This is a genomic window from Zunongwangia mangrovi (assembly GCF_900112105.1).
GTDB lineage: Bacteria > Bacteroidota > Bacteroidia > Flavobacteriales > Flavobacteriaceae > Zunongwangia > Zunongwangia mangrovi.
In genome coordinates this window covers 50,071-74,670 of record NZ_FOKV01000002.1, presented here as the reverse complement: position 1 = coordinate 74,670, position 24,600 = coordinate 50,071, and the positions used below count along the sequence as shown (strand labels likewise).

The window sequence follows — 24,600 nt, the reverse complement described above, 5'->3', positions numbered from 1 at the left end:
TTAATTTCAGAAAAAAAAATATGAAAGCTATAGGAATCACAAAATCTTTACCGGTAGATGATAAAAATTGTTTTATCTCTTTTGAAACCGAAAAACCAATGCCAGAAGCTAAGATCTTTTGGTTAAAATTCATGCGGTTTCTGTAAATCCGGTAGACTATAAAGTCCGTAAAAATGCGGCAAAGAATAACGAATTAGATGAGCCAAAGATCCTAGGTTGGGATGCTGCAGGGGTTGTGGAAGCTGTGGGTAGTGAAGTTTCTAATTTTAAGGTTGGAGATGAAGTTTATTATTCCGGAGAATATAAAAGACCGGGCTGTAATGCCGAATTTCAGCTTATAGATTCAAGAATTGCCGGCCATAAACCTTCAAATTTTTCATTCGAGGAAGCTGCAGCAATGCCATTAACCGCAATTACTGCCTGGGAAGCTATATTTGATCGTTTAAGACTTCAGAAAAATGGAGAAAATAACAAAAAACTATTGATCATTGGTGGTGCAGGTGGCGTTGGATCTATTGGAATACAAATCGCCAAGAAATTGACCAATATTGAGGTTATAGCGACTGCTTCCAGAGAAGAAACCAGTAACTGGTGTAAAGAAATGGGAGCCGATTTGATCGTAAATCATCACGATCTAGAAAACGAAATTAAAAAGGCTAATATTGAAAATGTAGATTATATTCTTAACTTTTTTGATACCGATATGCACTGGGACGCAATGGCAAATCTTATAAAACCACAAGGGCACATTTGCTCGATCGTAGAAAATAAGAACCCATTAGACTTAAATAAATTAAAAAATAAGAGTGCAGCTTTTCATTGGGAATTTATGTTTACAAGATCATTATTCAAAACTGAAGACATGATTTCCCAGCATAAGATTCTCGAAGAATTACGTTTGCTTTTTGAGGAAGGTAGTTTAAAAACTACAATTAATAAAACTTTCGAAGGATTAGATACTCAGGTATTTAGAGAGGTGCATGAGTTGCAGGAAAGTGGTAAATCTATAGGGAAAAATGTAATCAAGTTTATAAGCTAAGCATGCATACATTACAGATAATTGAAAGGATTTCAGCAATGAAATCCTTTTTTTATTCTTTTTAAGAAACGGGTTAAAAATTACTTAAACCTTCCTTTTAGCATGATATTGGAAGAATCTATATATAATTTAGTGCCAGAAAATAATTGAAATAATTAAAACCAAACTATAACAGAAAACGTAAGTAGACAGATACAATTTTAAAACAAACTAACCACTACTAGCTATGACTCCCCAAACCATGATTATCGCGACATACATTTTAATTTTTCTATTTATATCGTTTATAATCTTCAATCATTTATCTGATAATAGAAAAGATATAACTCCAAACAGAGAAAAAAGTATTGCAGATGAATTTAAAGATCAAAAAGTACTTATTGATGGAGACTTGAGAAAAGAGCATAAAAATGAGATCAAACAGCAATTGAAAGAATGGAATGTAGAAGTCGAACCAAAAATGTCTACTAAAACAGGGATTTTGATCACAGGTAAGGATGCAGATGAATTAGTTATTGAAGAAGCTAAAAGCTTTGGAGCTAAGATATATTCTGAAGAATCATTTATGGCGCTAAACAAAGCTCCTCAGTATTCCTTAAATAAAGAAGCGAAAACTGCAAAAAGAAAAGCAACTGTAAAGGTTTAGTAAAAAAGAAATTATTTCAACGAAAAAAATCCCTGCCATTTGGCAGCGATTTTTTTCGTTGAAATTTTAAATGCATTAGTCTCTGGCATTAACTGGATAATCTAGGTATCCTTTTTTACCAGGGACATAAAAAGTATCTTCGTCCCAATCGGTTAAATCAACACCTTTTTCAAATCTTTCTACAAGATCTGGATTAGAAATGTAAGGTTTTCCGTAGGCTACAAGATCGGCATTACCTTCTTCAATTACTTTATTTCCTTTTTCCTGATCGAAACCGGCATTTATAATTAAAGTTCCCTTGTATAATGGTCGGTAATGCTTTGCAATTTCAGAAACGGCAAAATCATTATCAGAAACATCGGTAAAGGGTTCAGATAAATGAACATAAGCCAAATCGTATTCATTTAGCTTATTTACGATATAATCGAATGTTGGTATCGTTTCTTTATCCATGGTCATCCCAAATGGGCCATCTAAGGACGGATTTAAACGTAAACCTATTTTTTGTTCTGGCATAACTTGCTTTATCGCATCGATCACTTCAAAAAGAATCTTTGCTCGATTCTCTATAGTTCCACCGTATTCATCTGTTCTGGTATTTGACGTTCCGTTAAAAAACTGATGTAAAAGATAACCATTAGAAGAATGGATCTCTACTCCGTCAAAACCAGCTTCCATTGCATTTTTAGCTCCGTTTTTAAAATCTTCGATCGTTTGCTTAATTTCAGCGATCGTCATTTCTTTTGGAGTTACGGTATCCTTAAAACCTTCCGGAGTATAAGATTGTGCGTTAGGATTTATTGCTGAAGGTGCTAATGGTTTCTCGCCCTTATGAAAATCTGGATGAGACATCCTTCCCACATGCCATAATTGGATAAAAATTCTTCCATTTTTTTCATGTACTTTTTCCGTTACTTTTTTCCAGCCTTCAATCTGAGCAGATTTATAGATTCCCGGTACATTAACATAACCAATCGCTTCGTCACTAATAGGTGAACCTTCAGAAATAATTAATCCTGCAGAAGCTCTTAAAGCATAATATTCAGCTTCAAAATCTTCGCGAGGTGCATTTTCTGCGTTATCAGCACGACTACGCGTCATAGGCGCCATCACTACACGGTTAGGTAACTTTAATCCGTTTAAATTATAATCGGTTAAAAGCAGTTGTTTACTCATAAGTTTCAATTTTTTGATTAAAACCACAAAAACGAAGTTCTGTGGTCGATTTCTTTTTCACAATTTCTTTCCCTTCCCAACAAAATTAAGCTATAGCGGCCTAAAATAAGATTGATGTATGTTAGCTTTGGCTGTTAAAAATTGTTAAGCTAAATAAGCTCTTTGCGAATTCTACTTAAACTTTCTGGTTTGATACCCAAATAATTAGCGATGTGGTAGTTTGCTATGCGGTTTTCGAGTTCTGGAAAACGATCATAGAATTCTAAATAACGTTCTTTACTACTTTTTTGAAGACTAGACATAATTCTGGAGCGCAAAGCGATAAAAGAATTCATCACTTTAATCCTAAAAAAGCGCTCAAATTTTGGGATTCTGCGATATAATTCTTCCTGTGCATCACGATGAATTGCCAGCAGCTCGCAATCTTCAAGACATTCAACATTTAATTTTGCTGGAATCCCATCACTTAAAGCTTCATAATCACTGATCCACCAATCTTCCATAGCAAATTGCAAATTGGCTTCATTTTCCTGATCATCGCGATAAAAAGCGCGTAAACAACCTTTTACGACAAAGAAATTGTAATGCACAAATTCGCCACTTTTTATCAAATAATCACGTTTTGATAATTTTAGCGGACTCAAAATGCTCAAAAATTCGGCTTTCTCGTCATCGGTGAGATCAATTATTTTAGAAACGTGGTCAAGAATTTTCTGTTGCATAAAAAATGGAATTTTATAACAGACAAGATAGTCGTTCTAAAACTTCAAATCTTACTTTATTTCAATTTGAATAATATGAGATTTCTATGTTCTCTTGTCTGAAGTTGCTAGCTCTAAAATTGACTCAATTTATTTAGCTGAAGATTAAATACTATAATGTACGATTTCAACTTGAACTTAATCCATTTCGCATTATAGTTATCGCATTATTTTTTGCAATTCTCGATAATGTGATAATTAACTGTTATGGTTAATGATCCGTTTTCCGGTTCCTCATATAAAATCACTGTTTTTTAATAATCTTAATAAAATGTCAAATAATTACTAAATTAGTATTCAAGTACACTCATTTTTAATTTTTTACCATTGCTTAATATTGTGTTAATCTTTATTTTTAAAACTTAACGCAAACACCACTTAAAATGAGTTTAAATAGAAGAGAATGGCTTAAAAGAGGCGCATTGGCAATGGGAGCTGTTGCTGTAGCACCTACAGATCTTTGGGCAAAAACAGTTGCCGAGGCGCAATCTAAAAACAATAAGTTTTTATATAATTACAGTAATTCTTTTGATGAATATACCCCACCTAGATTTCCTGACCTAAAGACGGTAAAAGCAAGATTAGTTTGGAATGAAAATCCGCACGGACCATCTAAAATGGCAGCAAAAGCTTTTCAGGAAGCTGTAATGGAAGGGAATCATTATTCCTGGGGCTCTTTGGGAGAATTAGTTGGTCAAATTTCAGAATATGAAGGCGTAAAACCTTCTAACGTGATGATGGGACCTGGATCCTCTGACCTTTTAGAAAAAACTGCACTGGTTAAATTTCAGCATGGTGGAAATGTTGTAAGTGGTGATCCTAGTTATATGTCCTTAGTTAGTGTTGCTAAAGCTGCCGGTGGAAATTGGAAAGCAGTAAAACTAACCGATGATTACCAGCATGATCTGAAGGCCATGGAAGAAGCTATAGATAAGGATACTAAACTTGTTTATATCACCAATCCAAACAATCCAACTGCTACGATGACGGACACTGAAGATCTTAAGGACTTCTGTAAACGTGTTTCTAAAAAAGTACCGGTATTTATCGACGAAGCTTATATAGAACTTTCTCCAGAAGGCCTTAATGCAAGTATGGCTCCGCTCGTTGCAGAAGGCTACGATGTATATGTAGCCAGAACATTTTCTAAAATTCATGGTATGGCCGGCTTACGAGTTGGATACATGTTAGGAAATGAAAAATCGCTTAAGGAAATTAACGATATTACTCGTGGTGGTATGGGTATCACCGGGCCAAGTATCGCAGCAGCTTCAGCCAGTATGAAAGACGAAGCATATCTTACAGATTGTAAAGCTAAGATCGAAGAGGCCAGGGATTATACCACTTCATATTTAGATAGTCGCGGGATGGATTATATGCCGTCTAATACCAACTTTGTTATTTTCCCCATAGATATGGATGGTGATAAATTCCTAGAAAAGATCTATGAGAAAAAAGTTGTGGTTAGAGCATTTAAATTCTGGGATAAGGATTGGTGCCGTGTAAGTATGGGAACCATGAAAGAAATGAAATATTTTACAGACGCAATAGATGAAATTTTGGTTTAATCTATGGATGTAAGCCTACAAAAAACCATTACGTTTATCCTATTTATTGGTATTGGATTACTATTAAAGGTAAAATTTAGTACAAAAGCAGAGGTTGTTGGTATTAAAAAGATCATTTTAAATCTGGCTTTACCAGCAACGATCTTTATTGCTCTTTTAGGAATCAAAGTAGAGGCAGACCTGCTTCTACTTCCTTTAATGGCTTTGATCCTAAATGCACTTTTATTTTACGTTTTCCCGTTGTTATTGCCAGTTTTAGGAATAGAAAAAGAGACCCCAAATTACCGTACTGCCAAAATGCTTATCCCTTCTTTGGCGCCAGGATTATCTTGTTTTCCGTTTGTTTTGGAATATTTAGGTGATTCGTATTTAGCCAAAGCCGCAATGGCAGATCTTGGTAATAAAGTGTTTGTTTTGATGATACTTTATGTGGTTGCTATGAATTGGCATTATAAAGTTCAAAAGAAAAAAGCACAATCAGGAAAAGCAAAGTTGAAGTCTTTAGGGATTGCAATGATCTCTGAACCGGTGAATGTATTTATTGCTGCTGCATTATTACTGGTAGGTTTTGGATTGAATTTAGATTCACTTCCATTTTTTGCTAGCGAAACTTTAAGCAGACTTAGTTTACTAATGACGCCCCTTGTACTTTTATACATAGGTTTAGCGGTAAACATTAAAAAAGATCAACTGATACAGATTTTAGGCGTTTTAATGCTTAGAGCTGGTTTTGTGATCTTAATTACCGGCTTATTGGTTATGTTCGCGGGTATTTCAATTCAGAATGATATATTATTAATGCTAGCATTTGGTTTGAGCGCCTGTAGCTTTTGGCCATTTGCTCATATTTCAGCAGTCGATGCAGCCGAAGCAGATGAAGAGAAAAAGACGTTTAATCCAAATTTTGCAGTGAGCATTTTAGCATTGTCTTTTCCGTTATCTACAATATTAATTCTAGGAATTTTATCTAGCGGTAATATTTTTGCTGAACCAACTAATATCTTCCTTTTAGGCGGAATTTTAAGTATAGCCGGTTTCGGTTTACCATTTTTCCTTCAAAAAAAAGTGAAGACGACTGAAAAAGAAGAACTATTAAATGAAAAAATGGGAGTTTCTACTAGTGAGACTTCTTAAAGCTTAACCAACCAATCTATTTTGAAGAAAAAGACGGTCATATATTTGGCTGTCTTTTTTGTTTAAGGAATTGTATTGAAAAACCTTAAAGATTGTTTTAGCGCATTAGCGAAAAATGCCCTTTTATTTCATCAAAATCTGCAATTTTAATTCTGTACCAGTAGTCACCTTTAGGTAGTTGGTTTCCTTGGTAACTTCCATCCCATTCGAAACCTTCACCATTTCCAGTGGTAATTAAGCTACCATACCGATCGAAAATAGCAATTACAGAAGCTGGAAAATATTCGACTCCATTTAAGTGAAAATTATCGTTATAACCATCACCGTTTGGAGTTATTAGTTTCGGCAGCACGATGTGTGGAAATTCCATACTTACCGTCTTACAATTGGCAAGATCTCTCATAAAAGCCGTATAAATTCCACCTTCAATATTCTGAAAAGTATTAGATGACTGAAAGTTAATTCCGTCCAAGCTATATTCAAATTCTCCTTCATTCTCCGGAATAATACTAACATTTCGCTCATTAGAGTTAATTTCAGCGATTTCAGCATCATCAATAAGGCTAACTTCAAAAGTTTTGGTACTGGAACATAATTCCGCAGTAATTAATTCAACCGTATAAGTTCCGGGATTATCAATTGAGATTTGAGGTGTTGTTTCTCCTGTACTCCAATTGTAGTTAAGATTGGGCATTGCGGCATCTAAAATTAATGTGCCGTCTAAGCAAATCTGTAACACTTCATCTTCTACTACTGGCGCTTGGTTAATTGTAAGTGTAATTGCCGTACGTGTGCTAACTTCACAATCATAATCTTCATAATAAGCTTCAGCATAATAGATGCCTGCTGTTTCTGTTTGAAAAGATGTCCCCTCTCCTATTCTATTTCCACCAAATTCTGCATCGTACCAGGCAATTTGTTGTTCACCTGTTGCATTAGCCGTTAAGGTAGCAGGCCCAAGATTATCGCACCATTCTAAATTTGAGCCAGTTGGAGGTGTTGGACTTTGCAGAAAACGAATTGTGAATTCTGCTGAAGCAGAACTACAAAGTGAACTGTTAAGATTAACAGCGTCTTCAGCAACTTTTACTCTATAATACGTTGTTTCGGTGATATTAGAAGTGGTATATTCTTGATTAGTAGCTCCAGGAATATCTGTGAATTCTTCTCCTTCCAATCGCGATTGCCACTGATAAAAATGATCTTGATATACTGCATTATCGGGTGTCGCGGTTAAAGTATAAGTCCCCGGAGAATTTTCTTCACAAAGTCCTATTTCAGAAGTTTCGGTTTCCATACTTTCGATCACCGTCAGATCACCACAAGATCTAAAAATAATGTCATCGATCGCCAGGTCATTTCCGCAGCCACCTTCTCCATTATTAAAGATTTTAAGGATAACTTTTTCCTGACCCTCTTCTGTTTGAAAAGTAAGTCCATATCGATCCCATTGCGGACTCGTAGTCGAGGTAATATCTCCTGTATCGCCACCATTTATTAATTCGGTATTGGTTTCATCCCAAATCTCGAACCTTACGTTTATAGGGATTCCTCCACCTCCACAAACATTACTGGAACGATCGTAAATATTCATTAAAAATGCTGAAAACTCGTAGGTGGTGTTTTCACATAGATCTGGGATTTTAATTTCAAAAAATAATCCCGCCTCGTAACTTGCATTTACGATCATGGCATTTCCATTAGATTCGGTTGTCTGCGGAAAGAAATTGTGCCAGGTATCACTCTGGATATCCAAATTTGAAGAAACTGTATAGGAACCATCTTCCGGACTTTGAGATACTAAATTATAACTTGTGTATTGCTGAAATGATTGCCCTGAACCTGAAAAATCAAATTGAAATATAGGGTCACCTTTACTACCATCACAGAAACCAAGTTGTGCAAAGGATGAATATGATATTAAGAGAACAATAAAAGTAAGTGAGAGCTTCATACTAAAACGATAAAGCTAAAAGTAATATTTAGATTTTAAAGTTAATCAAATTGAGAAGAAATTTTTAAAAATAAATATGAATTTGGCCAATCTTGAGTTTCAGTATGTAGGGCTATTTTTATAATTCGTTCTTCGAACTCATTTGAGAGTCCGTTTTGCAATATAAATTTTACAGCTTCTTCGTAAGATTTATACATCGATTTATAGAAAGCTTCTTTGATCTTAGAGCGATCTTCAGCATAAGTTTGTGCGATCTCAATATTATAAAGCATCAAATCTGCCGTTTTTATTGGATCTACACCTAACTTTTTAAAATGCTTGATTAGTTTTTGAGCAACTGAACGGCGCGCTTTAGGACGTTTTCTTCGGTTTTCAGGGAAATACTCCTTCCCTATCTTGACTTTCGCATTTTCTATAAGCTTTCTTTCGTTTGGATTAAATACGAAATTATAAAATACTTTTACTTCATCTAAACGTTCATAGAGATCGATAATTTGTTCTTCGAGGTCTTCTTTATCAAGTTCCTTAAGGTATTTTTTTAGCGCGCGTTTACTCATATTTAAATCGAAGTCGTTTTAAAAACGGTTTTTCGTATATTTTTTGAAATATCTAATAACCATTGTAATTGATTGGTAATTAATTGTGCTTCCTGAAGCTGTAATCGCATTTCGTGGTCGGCAAGTTGTTTACCATCAGCAATTTCCTGGTTTCTTATCTTTACTAATTCTTCATATTTTTCATCTAATCTAGATTTTGCTTCTTTCAGCAAAGCAACATTAGTTTTTTTCTGCTCGGCCTGGGCAAGCAAACCTTCTTCAGCATTATTTAGACTGTGCAGCACTTGTTTTACAAATACTTCAAAATCCTGTGAAGCATCTGTGGTATTATGATTTCTTATGTAAGTTCCCATCGAGGCTAATGCACTTAAAAATGTTTGGTTTAAGCTCACTAATCGATAGATCAATCCTAGATCTTTTTGTTTCGATTTTGGTTCTTGCGTCATCCGCTGAAATGCCGCACTTAAATTTCCCATTTCAAGAAATGCTTTTTTACGAGCAAGTTTATAGCTGGTAGGTAGATCGCCTTTTTTATGATAAAATTTATCTATTTCTAAGAAAAATTCGCGGTTTGCAGCAATACTTGTTGCTATGATATTTCTAATATTTCCCGCTTCCCAGGCAGGCCATAAAAAAAGATTGCCTAAAGCAGCCAATATTGCCCCAACAAAAGTATCTATTATTCTAAACTCGATCACTTTAATAACATCGGGTTTAAGAAGTGCATAAATAAAAATGATACTTAAAGTAATAAACACTGCAGCAGTTCTATAATTTCGCTGAATTAAAGAAAAAGCCATGGTAAGCGATAACAATCCTAAACCGCCATAAACGTAAGTGTTTTGAGTAATAAACACGATAATGATAGCAATTACACCGCCTATTAAAGTTCCTATAATTCGTTCTTTGGTTCTCGATTTTGTGAGTCCATAATTTGGTCTCATGATCACCACGATGGTTAAAAGGATCCAATAGGCATTTTGTATCGAGAAAAAAGCACCAATAGAAAAGCCAAATAAAACAACGATAGCTAATCTTAAAGCATGTCTAAAAATAGGAGATCCAAAATTGAAATTTTCTTTCAGCGTTTTAAAAGAATATTCTTGCGGAGTAATAAACTTCACCACTTCTTTATGCTTCATAAAAATGGTGTTTCCCTGCTTTAGATTATTTACTACCCCAAATATGGTATTGATCTTATGGGATTGCCTTTCCTGGTAATCAAATAAATTATGAAGCATTAAAATATGCTCTCTTTTTTCTGAAAGATCGATTTGATCACGATATCGATTTACGGTATCCCGAGCTTTTTCTATATATTCTGAAATTTTATTCTCCGGAACCGGTTTTTTACTTTCTATAGATTTAGAAATTGCAATAAGCTGTACTCCCAAATAATGCGTTACATCGCTAAAAGTCTTTAAAAACTCTTTATCCTCTTTAAAAAGCTGATCCATACGCTCATAATTTACAGGATTAGCCATACCGAGTTCCAGAATATCGACCAATTCTATAAAAACCAATAAACGCTTACGGGCGTAATTAGAGTTTCCAGATGACTTTCTTGAGCTTATAAGAACTTCACGTAAACTTTCATGTTTTTGGTTTAGATCATTTTGTAAATTAAAAAGCTGACTTTGTAAATCGTCTCTACCTTCTACATTTAAAACTAATTGCGATCTAATTTGTAAATATTCGCCAGTAAGTTCTAAACATTCTGCTAGTAATTGCTCTGTTTCATGCTTAGGATTTATAAAATGCCAGATAAGGCTTAAAGATAAATACCATAAACCGCCAGCCGAAATCAATAAAGCATGTTGCCATAGTGGCATTGAGGTATCTACATTTGCAAAACTAATTACAACCGCCATTAAACCGGCAAAAGCCACCATCGAAGCTCTAAAACCATAAACAGCGAGATACGAAATAGCAAAAACCATAATTCCTACAACAGGAATGGTTACGTAGATGTTTGTTGAGGCGTAACCAATGACCATAGATGTGAAACCGGCTAAAAATGCAGCGGTAATAACTCCCACAATCTTATGTTTTAAAGTGCCAATAGTATCACTAGGTGCGGTAAGAAGACAACCAACGGCAAGTGGCACACCAATATTAGAAAAACCAAGAGCATTAAAAATTCCTATCGCCGATCCTATGCTAATAGTTAAGATCAAAGCCTTTGTAAAATCTGTACTACGTAAGAATTTTGTGATCGAATACCAATACTCAGAAAGTTGTTTTACCAATGCGATTTTTATATAGAGTTTGCCCTTATGCAAAGTTATTAAATTAAGTTTTGTAAATGTTAATTAGAAGCTAAACTCATTTACTTCTGATAGTTTAAATACTGAAAAACTTTAAATAAAATATCAATTAAGGATAAATTATGATGGGCATTTTGGTGTTGATTTTAGATTGAATTAATTTCATAAAAAATGATATTATGAATAAGGTAATCACATTAAAAGAACGCCCTTCAGGAAAACCTGAAGAAAATAATTTTGAATTTAAAACAGAGGAAAAACCAGAGTTAAACGATGGAGAAATTCTTCTGAAATCTAAATATATTTCTGTAGATCCCTATTTGCGCGGGAGAATGAGAGATGAAGACTCGTATATACCACCGTTTAAGTTAGATGAACCGTTGTCTTCTATGGTTGTTGCTGAAATAATTGAATCGAAAAATAACGATTTTCAGCAGGGAGACCATGTAAGCGGAATGCTAGATTGGAAACAATTTCAAAAACATACCGGGGAAGGTTTAAATAAGATCACAAATAAAAATGTACCACTTTCAGCGTATCTCGGAGTTTTAGGCTTAACAGGACTAACCGCATATTTAGCATTAGAGAATATCGGTAAATTAAAAGAAGGTGAAACGCTTTTAGTTTCTGGTGCTGCCGGTGCTGTAGGAAGTATTGTTGGGCAGATAGGGAAAATTAAAGGTTGTCGTGTAGTGGGAATTGCGGGAACCGATGAAAAAATAGCGCACATTAAAGATGATTTTGGATTTGATGCCGGTATCAATTATAAAACTACAGAGGATATGACCAAAGCTATTTCAGAAAAATGTCCAGATGGTGTAGATGTTTATTTTGATAATGTTGGAGGCGAAATCTTAGATTCGGCGATGCAGAATATTAATGATTTTGCAAGAATCATTAACTGCGGAGCAATTTCGATTTATAATAAAGAAGAAGTTCCTACCGGAATGCGTTTAGAAGGAATCATGGTGAAAAAACGTGCTTTGATGCAGGGTTTTATTGTTAGAGATCATGTAGATGAATTTCAGGGCGCTATTAAACAATTAGGAAGCTGGCTGGCAGATGATAAACTAAAATTCGATGAAACGAGACGTGAAGGATTCGAAAATGTTCCAAAAGCTTTTATTGAAATATTTGAGGGTAAAAACACCGGTAAAATGTTAGTTGAAGTCTAAAAGAAACCCATTTCAAATTAAAAAGCCTCCAAAAAAAAGGAGGCTTTTTTATACAATTACAACACAAGTCTTTATTGTTCCTGTGAAGTTGGCATCACGTAAACTTCGTTGATATTTGCTCTTCCTGGTTGTGAAAGTGCATAATAAATCGCTTCAGCTATATCTTCAGATTCAAGCGGAGTCAAGTCTTCTAAACTCGATACAAAACCTTCTTTAATTTCTTCATCGGTGATCGTATCGGTAAGCTCTGTAGCCACCGCTCCTGGTTCGATAGAAGTAGCTTTTATTCCAAAGTTTGGTGCAAGCTCCATTCTTAAACCTTCAGTAAACATTTTTACTGCTGCTTTGGTCGCACAGTAAACCGCTCCTCCTGGATAGATCTTATTTCCTGCAGAAGAAGAAATATTAATTATATGACCAGATTTTTGCTCTTTCATAGTTGGTAAAACCGCAGCAACTCCGTTTAAAACTCCCTTAATATTAACATCTACCATAGTATTCCACTCGTCTGTATGTAGGTTTTTCACATAAGAAAGTGGCATTAATCCGGCATTGTTCACTAAAGCGTCGATGCTTCCAAATTCACTTTTGGTTTCGCTTACGATCTTTTCAAAATCTTCTTTCTTGGTCACATCAGCGATTACCACATGGGCTTTACCGCCATCTTTTTCGATATCTTCTTTTAGTGATTTTAATCGCTCTTCTCTTCGAGCAGAGATCACCACATTGGCACCTTCTTTTGCTAATTTTTTAGCGGTGGCCTCTCCTATTCCACTAGAAGCTCCGGTAATGATCACTGTTTTTCCTTCAATATTCATAACATATTTTATTTGGTTCACGTTGAATATAATCACAACTAGTCTTCAGCCCAAAAATGAGCATTAGTTTTAGCGGAGATTTAACGCTGCTGAACAAAGCTTGTTAAGAATTTTAATCTTGTTGAAGAAATCTGAAATCTATTGTTGAAATTCCCTTATTCTGAAGCAGAGAGATACTCTTTAATTTCTGAAACTGTTTTTCTAGCCGAACGCCCAACACCAATCAAAGTCGCTGAAGCAAAACCCGTCCATTGTCCAAATCCTACCAACCATAAGCCATCAACATTCTTGGCTGAAGTTCCATTGGTAGATATTTTCCCGTCTTGTTGAATTTCAGTTAGATTCTTTAAATAATCTGTTGCGTAGCCAAAACCTGTGCACCAAATAATTACGTCGAATTCTTCATGTTTTCCATCACTCCATTTTACGCCAGTTTCAGTAATAGTGTCGATGGCATTAAATTCAGCATAAACTCCGCGATCCCTGGCTTCTTTTACCTGCGGAACCATAACGATACTACCAATATTATAGTTTTTAGGCTTATATTGTTTTCCTTGCTGCTTTGCTTTGTATTTTGCTGAAGCCTGACCGAAAAGATCTTTACCATCTACATCATCGGGTAAAAACTCGGGTTTATTTTGTACAGCCCATTTCGTTTTGGTCACTTTTGAAACTTGTGCCAGGATTTGAGCTCCACTGTTCCCTTCACCTACCACCAAAACTTTTTTATTGCTGAAATCTTCAGCTTTTTGGTACTCTGAAGAATGAAGTTGCTTTCCTTTAAAAATTTTTATTCCGTTTACTTCAGGAATTATAGGTTTAGATTGTGTTCCTGTAGCCGCAATTATAGCTTTCGCTCTGAAGTTTTCGTGATTACTCTTCAGAAGAAAAAAATCAGAATCTTTTTCAATATTGGTTATTTTGATCTCCCTTTTTATAGGGAAATCATAACGCATTTCATACTTACATAAATAATCTATCGCCTCTTCTTTTGTTGGGTATTCATTTTTGGTCTTTGGCATTAACCAACCGGGTAGCGAACTATGCTGTGCTGCAGAAAATAGGTCTAAATTATCCCAATTTTGGCTCCAGGAACCTCCGCAATACTTGTTTGCATCTAAAATGAGATACTTCAGCGAAGTTCTTCGAAGATAATACGCACAGGCCAGTGCACTTTGGCCACCACCAATAATAATTACATCATAAACCATCTAACAGCAGTCCTTCCCGCAGATATCCTGCTGAAAAAATGTTGCCAGTAGATCACGAATCTCGTCCCATTTTTTTTCGTCGATACAATAACACACTCTTGTTCCTTCAATATCACCTTTAATGATACCAATATTCTTTAGTTCGCGAAGATGTTGCGAAATTGTAGGCTGTGCGAGACCAATTTCAGAAACAAGATCACCGCAAATACAACTTTTTGCCTTTATGATCTGTTGCAGAATAGCAATTCTTGCCGGATGTCCTAAAACTTTTGCCACGGTAGCAATTTGATTCTGACTTTCACTAAAAATTTCTGATTTTGTAACTCCCATAGCCTTATTTTAATTGCAATATTACGATAAATATAGCGTCAAAAAAAGCACATAATTATGTGGCTTTTTTATACAATCTTGATAAAAGAATTATTTTTTTGGTGGTTGTGACGGTCTCACTTCAATTTTACTTGGTAAAGTTCTAGGATTCATTTTCATAAGATCTACAACCAATTCTCCAATATCTTCTTTTTGGATTTTCCATGCATCTTCATCACTTGGTGTATGGCCATTAAAATGTGTAGCCACAGATCCTGGCATGATCGTGCTTACTTTTACGCCTTTTTGTCTAAGATCTAACATAACCGCCTGAGAAAAACCGGTAAGACCAAATTTACTTGCATTGTAAGCTGCTCCACCTGCAAAGAAATTTGTACCTGCAAGACTAGAGATCGTAATAATATAACCTTCTGTTTTAACTAATTCGGCTAAAGAAGATTTCACACTGTAAAACACTCCGGTAAGATTGGTTTCTATGGTAGCATTCCACTCCTCTGGAGTCATATCTTCGATAGAATTAAATTTACCAACTCCGGCGTTGGCTACTAATAAATCGATCTTTCCAAATTTATCTACCGCAGCTTTTACCGCTTTTTGCTGACTCTCGAAACTTCTAACATCAGCTTCTAGTCCGATAACGTCTCCTTTACCTTCTAATTCTTTTGCGGCTTCTTCAGCAGCTTCTAAAGAACGGCTTGTAATGGCCACTTTGAAACCCTGGTTTAGTAAAGCTTCTGCAACTCCGTATCCTATACCTTTACTTCCGCCAGTTATAAATGCAACTTTTCCTTTTAAAGAACTCATAATATTTTAATTTTTCAATTTTTAATTTCTGCTCGAAACTAAATCTAATAAAGTAGAAATGGCGTGTAAAATTATAATTGGTAATTAATTGTTAATTTTAAATCTAAAACCTTTATTAATTTTGGTGTTAAATAGTTTCAGAACTAGCATAAAAAAGTATTTTTGCAAAAACTAGAAGCTTACTACTACAATTAAAATATACTGATAATTTGAAACCTTTAGAAAACATAAAAGCTCAGAAGCTGCTTAACAAGATTCAGCGTGATTTAATGAGAAACGGTATTATTACCAATACGCTGATCAACGATCTAAAAGAACTTAGAACTTACGTAGTTGACGAAGGGCAACCCTTACTTGCAAAAGTAATTCGACTAACTTTTGAGCACGTAGAAGAATATCAGTCATTTAATATCGCTATTCCTGAAGATGATCCTATTGAGGATGATGAAGAAAACCAGGAAGTTCGTGTAGAGGAGGAAGTAACTGGCCAGGAAAGTCTTGCTTATCTTTTATCGTTAATGGAAGACCATACCAATAAGGTAAACGAAATAGAGCTAAGAGACTATATCGAAGCTTTTACAGAATATGCTGAAGAGAACTAATTTTAAATTAGTTAGAACTCCTCGTCTATTTTAGATCTGGATTTCCCAGATAAATTACTTAAAAGATTGCTGATGAAGAAAGATGCGAAGTCTAGAAAAAAATCCAGACTGCGCTTAATGCACCAATATTACAGATACACTGGTTTCTATAGTTTTGTATGGAAAAGTATAAAAAAAGCTATAGTGCCAATTATATTATTTGTTGGTGCTTTATTTGCTTTGGATCGTTTTGTTCTTGATATCGAAGATACACTGGTTATGGTTACAGAAACCTATTCGCCACTCGTGATCTTAAGCATCTTTTTTGCCAGTGAATCACTTTTAGGTTTAATCCCGCCGGAATTATTTATTGCCTGGGCCGGTAAATCTGCCAGCCCAATTCTTTATCTTTCTTTTTTAGCCGTTGCTTCTTATGTTGGTGGAATCGTTTCCTATCATATTGGTCGCGGTATTACTAAAATTCCCAGCGTTCATGAAGCAATGGAAGTTAAGTTGGCACAGCATATTAAAAACACGCGAAAATGGGGCGGATTTTTAATTATAGTTGGCGCATTACTTCCTATCCCTTTTTCTATTACCAGTATCGCTGCAGGGATCATCAACTTTCCGTTTAGCAGCTATCTTATGTTCGGACTACTTCGCTTTGTACGTTTTTACCTGTACGCACTCGTAATTTTTGAAATGGTTTAACGCTTTATAACATTTTGAAGAATAAGTAATTAAACTTGTGCTAAATATTTGTAGCAGGCCTTTTAATTAGAGTATTTTCGGTTTACCAACTAAAAAACTAAATTAAATGGACTCAAAATTAAAGAAGATTGCACGTACCGGATACGTTGCAAAAGGATCGGTTTATGCAATTACCGGTGTACTTACTTTTCTAGCTGCTTTTAACATGGGTGGCCAAAAAGCCGGGAAATTTAAAGCTTTAGATTTCTTAGAAAAACAAGCCTATGGAAATGCAATTTTAATCGTTATGGCTATAGGTCTTCTATGCTATGTAATATGGCGAGCGATACAGGTTTTTCAGGATCCAGAAAATATTGGAAGTGATAAAAAAGGGAAAGTTAAAAGAGCGGCCTTTGGTGTAAGCGCACTTATTTATCTGGCTTTGGCAATTTCGGCTTTAATGAAAGTAATTAATGCCGGTGGTAGCTCTGGAGGTAGTGGTAGCCAAAGTCCGGGATTTATGACTGGGCAAATTGGGGTTTTCATTTTTGCGGCTGTTGGAATCGCAGTTATAGGAGCCGGAATCAATCAATTGAAGAAAGCATACACTAAAAGTTTTCTATCAAAATTCGACTACAAATCAATTTCCGAAGAAAAAAGAAGGAAAACGATTAAGAACACAGGACTAATGGGATTGATTGCACGCGGAGTGATATTCTTTATTTTGGGATACTTTTTTATAAGAGCCGCTATTGAATCTAATACTTCTGAAATTAAAAGTACTACTGATGCCTTTTCTTTCTTGCAAAGCTCATCGTACGGCCAATATCTGTTAGGCGCTGTTGCAGCAGGTTTAGTATGCTACGGAATATATATGTTTATGATGGCGAAGTACAGAAAGTTTAAAGCTTAAGTTAAAGTGAGTTAAACTAAATAAAAGTAATTGAGTCACTTGATAAAAGAACCTTACATTGCTCCAAATTTAATAACTAAACCAAAAAATTAAATTATGTCTATTCTAACAATCATATTAAATATTTTATTACCACCACTTGCGGTCTATATGAAACACGGTGTAGGCTCTACTTTATTGATTAGTATCGTGCTAACCATTATCGGATGGATTCCGGGAGTTATTCACGCATTTTTGGTGAACGGAACCAAATAAATAATTAAAAAGATGACATTAAAAAGTCCGGATTAGTTCTTAATTGAATTAATCCGGACTTTTTCTGTTATAGTATGTCTATAAAAGCTATCTCTGCTCAGTTTCCTTCTCCTGAACTTTCCTTTCCCATTTCCAGGCGCTGGCCAAAGAGGTGTCGAGATTAGTTTCAGCTTTCCAGCCTAAAACATCATTAGCTTTTGTTGTATCGGCATAGGCAGCAATTACATCTCCTTCTCTGCGAGGTGCGATTTTGTAATTTAGTTTTTCACCACTAGCTCTTTCAAAAGAATTTACCACTTCTAAAACCGAACTTCCTTTCCCAGTTCCCAGGTTAAAAACTTCGTAATTAGGTGCCTCTTTATTCTCTAATAATCTTGTTAGCGCAGCAACATGGGCTTCTGCAAGATCCATTACATGAATATAATCTCTTATACACGTACCATCTTCAGTTGGATAATCATCTCCAAAAACAGAAAGTTGTTCGCGTTTTCCTATTGCTGTTTGTGTGATAAAAGGCACAAGGTTTTGAGGAGTACCTAAAGGCAATTCACCAATCTCAGCCGAATCATGCGCACCAATTGGATTAAAATAGCGTAACGATATTGCTTTTAAACCTTCAGCAACTTTGCAAGTATCGATAATGATCTCCTCTCCAATTTGTTTTGTATTTCCATAAGGAGATTCTGCTTTCTTAACAGGAGATTCTTCTTTGATCGGTAATTCATCTGCCTGCCCATAAACTGTACAGGAACTACTAAAAATAATATTTGCTTTTTCCTTCTTACTTAGTTCCTGTAATAAATAAACTAAAGAAGCAAGGTTGTTTTCGTAATATAGTAAAGGATTTTGAACACTTTCACCTACAGCTTTTGAAGCGGCAAAATGGATAACACCCTCTATATCTGTATATTTTTCAAAAAAATCTTTAACGCTAGATTTTTCTCTAAGGTCTATCTTTTCAAATTCCGGAGTTTTCTCGGTGATTCTTGTAATTCCGGCTAAAACGTCTATTGAAGAATTGGATAAGTTATCGATAATAACTACATCAAATCCTTTTTGTTGGAGAGCAACCACAGTATGCGAGCCAATAAAGCCAAGCCCGCCGGTTACTAAAATTTTTCCACTCATAATTTAGGTTGATTAATCTGCAAATTAGTGAAATAATTACAAAAAAGGAAGTGCTTTTCGTTACTTAATTATTCTTTAAACTTGAATGAATTATCATATCCAAAGCCCTTAAATTCTAGCACAAAGACTTATATTTGCAACCAAATTTTTAGGCATGAGAAAAGAAAAATCGGTCAAATTATTCAAAATTGTTAGCACTTTAGAGGCAATATCATTTTTGGTGTTACTTCTTATTGCCATGCCTTTAAAATATATCTGGGAAATGCCAGAAATGGTTCGAATTGTGGGCATGGCGCACGGCATTTTATTTGTTTTGTATGTTTTTGGAGCTTATTATATGTATGAGCTTTTAAATTGGAGTTTAAAACAATTTTTTACTGTGGTAATTTGTTCGGTATTGCCACTTGGTCCTTTTTACGTTGAAAGAAAATATCTGTAATGATTCAGCTTGATGAACACATAAAACAGCTATCCTGTTTATTAGAGGATTTCCTGTTAAGAAATGGCGTTAATTATAGTCTTGCGCACTATGCCAACCTGTTATTAAACATTCTTGTTCTAATACTCATTATTATTGGGATTAATTATTTGATAAAGCGTTTTGTAATTCAGACTTTTAAAACCTTTACAGATAAAACCAAAACAACTTTCGATGATTTTTTGATTCAGAGTAATTTTCCAAGGTATGTTGGTCAGATCTTACCCCTAATGGCACTTTATTATCTAGTGCCCATCATATTTGTAGATTACCCGGCGATATTAGCTATTTTCGATAAACTTTTTGATCTTTATGTGATCATCCTCGTGATCTGGATCTTTAGAAGTTTACTTAGAACTTCCAAAAACTACTTAAAAACCTTAAGGCAATTTAACGATAAGCCTGTAGATAGTTATATTCAGGTAGTAATGATCCTGGTTTGGGTGGTTGGGCTAATGTTTATTTTTGCTGAAATTACCGGCGAATCTATTCGTAGTTTTATTATTTCTTTGGGTGCTGCTTCAGCAGTTTTAATTCTTGTGTTTAAAGACACAATTTTAGGTTTTGTAGCTTCTATTCAGGTTGCTGTTAACGATATTGTTAGAATTGGAGACTGGATCACCTTCGAAAAATATGGTGCCGACGGGAACGTTACTGAAATTAGCCTGGCAACAGTAAGAGTACAAAACTGGGATAATACATTTACAACAATTCCTACTTACAGTCTTATTTCTGAATCTTTTCAGAACTGGCGAGGAATGCAGGAATCTCCAGGTCGTCGAATCAAACGATCTGTCTTTATTAAACAGAATTCGGTAAAATTTATGACTTCTGAAGATCTTGATAAACTGAAAAAAATTGCATTGATTAAAAAGTATGTAAGTTCAAGACAAGAAGAGATCGATAGTTACAATAAAGAAAATAATGTGGATAAATCTCTACCCTTAAACGGGAGGAATCAAACCAATTTAGGAATTTTCAGAAAATACGTAGATTCTTATTTAAATGAACATTCTGCTATCCATAAAGAGCTTTACATCATTGTAAGGCATCAGGCGCCCACAGATAAAGGAATTCCTATCGAAATCTTGTGTTTTAGCCGAGATAAACGTTGGGAAAATTTTGAATATATAACTGCAGATATTTTTGATCATATCATTGCTGCTATTCCTTATTTTGGACTTCAATTATTTGAATCTCCATCTGGTGACGATATCACCAAGTTGTACGGATTAAATCAGGAAAATTAACCTAACTTAAACATACTCGCACAGCAATTTAGTATAAATTGCTGTTTATGAAACTACGACGCTTCTTTCAAATTTTTGGCCTTCTTGCTATCGTTCTTACTATTGCCCCTTTTGTAGCTGCAGATTATTGGTGGATACGAGTATTCGATTTTCCGCATATTCAACTTACCATCTTAACGGGTGTGGCTTTGCTACTTTATTTTATAAAATTCAATATTCGATGGATCGAAGACTATATTTTCGTGGCCGTGTTGATAGCCTGTCTAGTTGTTCAAGTTGGTAAGATCTATCCATATACTTCTTTTGCTGAATCTGAAATTGGCGATAGTACAAAAGAATTTCCCAGCCTTAAATTACTAACGGTTAATGTTCTTCAGAAAAACAAAGATCACGTAAGTATTTTGCAGGAAGTAGAACGTTTGGATCCAGATATATTGATTATCGATGAAGCTAACCTAGAATGGTTGGAAGATATATCTCCAAGCCTTTCAGAAAAATATATGTACAAAAAAGAAGTTCCATTTGATAATACTTATGGTAAACTATTTTACTCTAAGCTAAAAATGGTCGATCCAAAAGTACATTTTATGGTAGAAGATAGTATTCCTTCGATCGATACGAAATTGTTATTTCGTGGCGACACGATCCAATTTTATAGTATTCATCCTACGCCTCCTATGCCACAGCACAATCCCAGTTCTTCAGATCGTGATGCTGAAATGATGAAGATCGCACTTAGAACTCGTGATGCAAAATATCCAGTAATTGTGATGGGAGATTTTAACGATGTAGCCTGGTCTAATACCGTAACAATGTTTAGAAAAATAGGTGGCCTTTTAGATCTAAGAATTGGTCGCGGGTTTTATAATACTTTCAACGCTAAAAATTTTATTATGCGTTGGCCCTTAGATCACATTTTTGCTACGGAAGAATTCAGGGTAAAACGAATAGAAGTTGGAAAAGATATAGGTTCAGATCACTTTCCTACTTTTGCTGAAATCACTTTGGAGCCAGACCTTGCCAAAGATCAAATTCCGGAGCGACCTACAGAAACTCAGCTTGAAAATGCCAGAAAACAAATTGAAGCTGAAAAAGAAGAAGACGTCGAGAAAGCAAAAGAAAAATCAGAAGAAAAATAAATAGTAAATGAGTTTTCAGGACACCAACCAAATTGAACATATTGCTGAAGCTACCAATAATTATTACGATAATTTTGTAGAACAATTACCGGGTATAGGCTTCGGGCTGTTACTTATCATTCTTGGTGTTTTAATTGGTTCGGCTATCGGTAATTTCTTAACTAAAAGGATCTCCAAAAGAACTCAGGATCCGCTTATGAGTCGGTTTTTGGGTAAGGCGATCAAATTTATCATTATTGTGATCGCTATTATTCTTGGTTTAAAAGCTGCCGGACTTGGTGCGATAGCAACCGGAATTTTCACTGCCGCTGGTGCCAGTGCTTTGATTTTAGGTTTCGCTTTTAAAGATATTGGTGAAAATTTTATTTCAGGAATTATTCTAGCTTTTAACCGACCATTTAATGTAAACGACACAGTAGAAATTGGCGCTAATTTCGGGAAGGTAAAAGCATTAGAATTCAGATATACAAAATTGAAGACTTTTGATGGTAAAGATGTTTATATCCCGAATAGTGATGTCCTCACAAAACCTGTAACAAATTATACCGAAGACGGCTTTTTTAGGTGGGATTTTATTATCGGTATCGCTTATGAAGATAATATCGATGCGGCTAAAAAAGTAGTAATGGAAACCTTACAAAAAGAGCCTACCGTAATCTCAGACGAAACACATGAAAATTTTGTGATTGAAGATGAATTAGCCACAAGTACCGTAAACTTAAAGGTTTTCTTCTGGGTAGATACTACAGATTTTAGAAAAATGGCCTTGATCACCAAAGGGAATGTCGTTAGAACGATCAAGGAAGCCTTAGAAGATCATGGCTTTTATATGCCTGCCGATATACAGGAAATCAAGCTTTATGGTGGCGAAAAAGAATTTCCTGTACGACTGGCTCAAGATGTTCTCAAAAAAGATTAAGGTTTATTTATCCTCTAATCGATCTTTTACAAATTCTACTTTAGTTTTTCCGTGTGGTTTAGGTTTCCCGTTTTCATCAAGGGCTACCATCACAATTTTATCTACGGTAATGATCGTTTCTCTGGTCATCTTATTTCTTACTTCACATTTAAGTGTTAAAGATGCCGATCCAAATTTTACAACTTCGATTCCAATTTCGATAATATCACCCTGTTTTGCAGAGCTACGAAAATCGATTTCACTCATGTATTTGGTAACTGTCTTTGGGTTTTCGAGCTGAATAATACTGTAGAGTGCACATTCTTCGTCGATCCATTCTAAGAGACGACCTCCAAATAAAGTTTGGTTAGGATTTAGATCTTGTGGTTTGATCCACTTTCTTGTATGAAAATTCATTTTTTATTTTAAAATTAAGCAGAAAAGAGATGCTAAAATACAGCAATTAATCTTGAAATTTAATACCTAAATAGGATTAGAATATTGCTAATTTTAGCTTTTACGAGATTATAAATATTGGTTTGCTGTTTTTATAATTTCAGAATGATCGAATGCCAAATCTGGCAAATTATCAATGTCGAACCAGTCAGCTTCAGCAGCATCATCTGCAGCATTTAGTTTTTCTTCATGTTCGATCAAACTTAAATAGACAACGGAAATTGTTCGGCCTCTTGGGTCTCTGCCGGGCGTACCAAAAGTACCGATCTGTTCATTTTTTTTAACACCTAAGCCTGTTTCTTCTTTAAGTTCTCTTTTAGCAGCATCAGGAAGATCTTCTTCCTGTTCTACAAATCCACCAGGCAAAGCCCACTGATTTTTAAACGGGTCATTCTTGCGCTTTACCAAAACGATCTTAAATCTGTTTTTGAATTTACACAAAACTACGCTATCTACGGTAACTGCTATTTCTGCATGCATACTGTTATTTTTTTGGTGGTAATGTTTTAGGAATCACGATATCGGTTCCAAATTTCTTATTGAATTTTTCAATAAAATAGGCTGAAAGTAATGGCGAAGCTTCCTCTAAATTTTGATGTACATAAAAGTACAATTGTTTTAATCCCTGCTCGTACCACTCTCCTATTCGATCTAACCAATCATCTAACCTCGCATAATCTGAAGGATGATTTGCACCATTATAACGAATAAAAGCAGTAGCGTTCGTTAGACGCATGTGCAAAAGATCACGTCTACCCGCAGAATCTACAATTACGCTAGACAAATTATATTTCAGCAATAAATCGTTCAGTTCTTTCGCAACAGCTTCGTCATTGTGCCAATCTGTATGGCGAAGTTCTACCGCAAGCGGAATTTCTTTTGGCCAATGCTTAAAGAATGGCTCTAAACGCTCCACCCACTTCGGCATAAAATTATCTGGCATTTGTAAAAAACAACATCCCAGTTTTTCCTTTAATGGTAACATATTCGCAACTACATCGTCAACTAAAGTTTCAGTATCGTTTAAGCGCTTTATATGACTGATAATTCGTGGAACTTTTGGAGAAAACTGAAAATCATCACTCGCCTTCCCGTACCAGGTTTCGAATTGAGAATCTGGAAAAATTCGATAAAAAGAAGCATTAAGTTCAATGGCGTTAAACTGAGTTGCATAATAGGTCAACTCGTCTTTTGTTCCTCTAGGATAAAAATTCTTAAGATCCTGGCGATTCCATTTTGCGCAACCAATTCTTACATTTTTAAAACTAGATGCTTTTTCTTTATTTAATACCTCTTTGGTTTGAGGGTGGTCTGGAGGAAGTGTGAAATCTATGCTTCCCGGATCGTCAACTTTTCCAAATTTCATGAATTT

General features: G+C 35.1%; 27 protein-coding genes. 14 read left to right on the top strand and 13 right to left on the bottom strand.

Features of this window, described 5'->3' with window-relative positions; genetic code table 11:
- Positions 1–20: 20 nt before the first annotated feature.
- The 3 genes from BM201_RS18300 to BM201_RS06545 all read left to right on the top strand — a co-directional run bounded on the left by BM201_RS18300 (position 21) and on the right by BM201_RS06545 (position 1,685).
- Entirely contained in the window at positions 21–146 is a 126-nt protein-coding gene (locus BM201_RS18300; protein WP_262508069.1) for a hypothetical protein, read from the top strand.
- Positions 119–1,039 (top strand): zinc-binding alcohol dehydrogenase family protein, encoded by a 921-nt coding sequence (locus BM201_RS06550; protein ID WP_245758592.1) that lies wholly within the window; start codon positions 119–121, stop codon positions 1,037–1,039. The genes BM201_RS18300 and BM201_RS06550 overlap by 28 nt, the downstream gene beginning before the upstream one ends.
- 226 nt (positions 1,040–1,265) lie before the next feature.
- Complete coding sequence (locus tag BM201_RS06545) at positions 1,266–1,685, top strand: BRCT domain-containing protein (RefSeq protein WP_092540837.1); 420 nt, start codon at positions 1,266–1,268, stop codon at positions 1,683–1,685.
- Between the two features lie 75 nt (positions 1,686–1,760).
- Here the strand turns inward: BM201_RS06545 and BM201_RS06540 are convergent, their stop codons facing one another.
- Entirely contained in the window at positions 1,761–2,861 is a 1,101-nt protein-coding gene (locus BM201_RS06540) for an alkene reductase (RefSeq protein ID WP_092540835.1), read from the bottom strand.
- Positions 2,862–3,010: 149 nt separating this feature from the next.
- On the bottom strand, positions 3,011–3,583 hold the full coding sequence (locus tag BM201_RS06535; RefSeq protein WP_092540833.1) for a Crp/Fnr family transcriptional regulator: 573 nt from the start codon (positions 3,581–3,583) through the stop codon (positions 3,011–3,013).
- 422 nt (positions 3,584–4,005) lie between these two features.
- Between BM201_RS06535 and BM201_RS06530 the strand changes: the two genes are divergently transcribed.
- Positions 4,006–5,190 (top strand): pyridoxal phosphate-dependent aminotransferase, encoded by a 1,185-nt coding sequence (locus BM201_RS06530; protein ID WP_092540831.1) that lies wholly within the window; start codon positions 4,006–4,008, stop codon positions 5,188–5,190.
- Positions 5,191–5,193: 3 nt separating this feature from the next.
- A complete protein-coding gene (locus BM201_RS06525; RefSeq protein ID WP_092540829.1) occupies positions 5,194–6,324 on the top strand; it encodes an AEC family transporter in 1,131 nt (376 codons plus the stop codon).
- Positions 6,325–6,421: 97 nt separating this feature from the next.
- Here the strand turns inward: BM201_RS06525 and BM201_RS06520 are convergent, their stop codons facing one another.
- Genes BM201_RS06520 through BM201_RS06510 form a run of 3 tightly spaced genes read right to left on the bottom strand, consistent with a single transcriptional unit; the run spans position 6,422 to position 11,117 of the window.
- Entirely contained in the window at positions 6,422–8,278 is a 1,857-nt protein-coding gene (locus BM201_RS06520) for a T9SS type B sorting domain-containing protein (protein WP_092540827.1), read from the bottom strand.
- Between the two features lie 41 nt (positions 8,279–8,319).
- Complete coding sequence (locus BM201_RS06515; RefSeq protein WP_092540825.1) at positions 8,320–8,835, bottom strand: DUF6155 family protein; 516 nt, start codon at positions 8,833–8,835, stop codon at positions 8,320–8,322.
- 2 nt (positions 8,836–8,837) lie between these two features.
- On the bottom strand, positions 8,838–11,117 hold the full coding sequence (locus BM201_RS06510) for an FUSC family membrane protein (RefSeq protein WP_245758591.1): 2,280 nt from the start codon (positions 11,115–11,117) through the stop codon (positions 8,838–8,840).
- Positions 11,118–11,281: 164 nt separating this feature from the next.
- Here BM201_RS06510 and BM201_RS06505 point away from each other — a divergent pair, with 164 nt between their 5' ends.
- Entirely contained in the window at positions 11,282–12,277 is a 996-nt protein-coding gene (locus tag BM201_RS06505) for an NADP-dependent oxidoreductase (protein WP_092540823.1), read from the top strand.
- Positions 12,278–12,348: 71 nt separating this feature from the next.
- Here the strand turns inward: BM201_RS06505 and BM201_RS06500 are convergent, their stop codons facing one another.
- From BM201_RS06500 to BM201_RS06485, 4 genes are all read right to left on the bottom strand, one after another.
- On the bottom strand, positions 12,349–13,095 hold the full coding sequence (locus tag BM201_RS06500) for an SDR family oxidoreductase (RefSeq protein WP_092541524.1): 747 nt from the start codon (positions 13,093–13,095) through the stop codon (positions 12,349–12,351).
- Positions 13,096–13,250: 155 nt separating this feature from the next.
- Positions 13,251–14,306: an ArsO family NAD(P)H-dependent flavin-containing monooxygenase gene (locus BM201_RS06495; RefSeq protein WP_092540821.1), complete on the bottom strand. Its 1,056-nt coding sequence runs from the start codon at positions 14,304–14,306 to the stop codon at positions 13,251–13,253.
- A complete protein-coding gene (locus tag BM201_RS06490) occupies positions 14,307–14,636 on the bottom strand; it encodes an ArsR/SmtB family transcription factor (protein ID WP_092540819.1) in 330 nt (109 codons plus the stop codon).
- A gap of 90 nt (positions 14,637–14,726) precedes the next feature.
- The gene (locus tag BM201_RS06485; protein ID WP_092540817.1) at positions 14,727–15,440 is read right to left on the bottom strand and encodes an SDR family oxidoreductase; all 714 of its coding nucleotides are present in this window, start codon (positions 15,438–15,440) and stop codon (positions 14,727–14,729) included.
- 209 nt (positions 15,441–15,649) lie between these two features.
- On the opposite strand from BM201_RS06485, the gene BM201_RS06480 reads away from it, so the two are divergent.
- From BM201_RS06480 to BM201_RS06465, 4 genes are all read left to right on the top strand, one after another.
- Complete coding sequence (locus BM201_RS06480; protein WP_092540815.1) at positions 15,650–16,042, top strand: hypothetical protein; 393 nt, start codon at positions 15,650–15,652, stop codon at positions 16,040–16,042.
- Positions 16,043–16,114: 72 nt separating this feature from the next.
- A complete protein-coding gene (locus BM201_RS06475) occupies positions 16,115–16,732 on the top strand; it encodes a YqaA family protein (RefSeq protein WP_092540813.1) in 618 nt (205 codons plus the stop codon).
- 106 nt (positions 16,733–16,838) lie between these two features.
- Entirely contained in the window at positions 16,839–17,624 is a 786-nt protein-coding gene (locus BM201_RS06470) for a DUF1206 domain-containing protein (RefSeq protein ID WP_092540811.1), read from the top strand.
- Positions 17,625–17,720: 96 nt separating this feature from the next.
- Complete coding sequence (locus tag BM201_RS06465) at positions 17,721–17,879, top strand: YqaE/Pmp3 family membrane protein (protein WP_092540809.1); 159 nt, start codon at positions 17,721–17,723, stop codon at positions 17,877–17,879.
- An 87-nt stretch (positions 17,880–17,966) separates the two neighbouring features.
- Here the strand turns inward: BM201_RS06465 and galE are convergent, their stop codons facing one another.
- Positions 17,967–19,007 carry a UDP-glucose 4-epimerase GalE gene (gene galE / locus BM201_RS06460; protein WP_092540807.1) on the bottom strand — a complete coding sequence of 347 codons (1,041 nt, stop codon included), beginning with the start codon at positions 19,005–19,007 and terminating at the stop codon, positions 17,967–17,969.
- Between the two features lie 154 nt (positions 19,008–19,161).
- Between galE and BM201_RS06455 the strand changes: the two genes are divergently transcribed.
- From BM201_RS06455 to BM201_RS06440, 4 genes are read left to right on the top strand one after another with little or no spacing between them, the layout of a single operon-like run.
- A complete protein-coding gene (locus BM201_RS06455) occupies positions 19,162–19,446 on the top strand; it encodes a DUF3817 domain-containing protein (RefSeq protein ID WP_092540805.1) in 285 nt (94 codons plus the stop codon).
- Positions 19,446–20,735 carry a mechanosensitive ion channel family protein gene (locus tag BM201_RS06450; protein WP_092540803.1) on the top strand — a complete coding sequence of 430 codons (1,290 nt, stop codon included), beginning with the start codon at positions 19,446–19,448 and terminating at the stop codon, positions 20,733–20,735. Before BM201_RS06455 ends, BM201_RS06450 begins: the two co-directional genes overlap by 1 nt.
- Before the next feature lie 47 nt (positions 20,736–20,782).
- A complete protein-coding gene (locus BM201_RS06445) occupies positions 20,783–21,874 on the top strand; it encodes an endonuclease/exonuclease/phosphatase family protein (RefSeq protein WP_092540801.1) in 1,092 nt (363 codons plus the stop codon).
- Positions 21,875–21,881: 7 nt separating this feature from the next.
- Entirely contained in the window at positions 21,882–22,793 is a 912-nt protein-coding gene (locus BM201_RS06440; protein ID WP_092540799.1) for a mechanosensitive ion channel family protein, read from the top strand.
- Positions 22,794–22,796: 3 nt separating this feature from the next.
- Here BM201_RS06440 and BM201_RS06435 read toward each other — a convergent pair whose 3' ends face one another.
- From BM201_RS06435 to BM201_RS06425, 3 genes are all read right to left on the bottom strand, one after another.
- On the bottom strand, positions 22,797–23,189 hold the full coding sequence (locus BM201_RS06435) for an acyl-CoA thioesterase (protein WP_092540797.1): 393 nt from the start codon (positions 23,187–23,189) through the stop codon (positions 22,797–22,799).
- Positions 23,190–23,297: 108 nt separating this feature from the next.
- The gene (locus BM201_RS06430) at positions 23,298–23,708 is read right to left on the bottom strand and encodes an NUDIX domain-containing protein (protein WP_092540795.1); all 411 of its coding nucleotides are present in this window, start codon (positions 23,706–23,708) and stop codon (positions 23,298–23,300) included.
- Positions 23,709–23,712: 4 nt separating this feature from the next.
- Positions 23,713–24,594: a DUF72 domain-containing protein gene (locus BM201_RS06425; protein WP_092540793.1), complete on the bottom strand. Its 882-nt coding sequence runs from the start codon at positions 24,592–24,594 to the stop codon at positions 23,713–23,715.
- Positions 24,595–24,600: the final 6 nt, after the last annotated feature.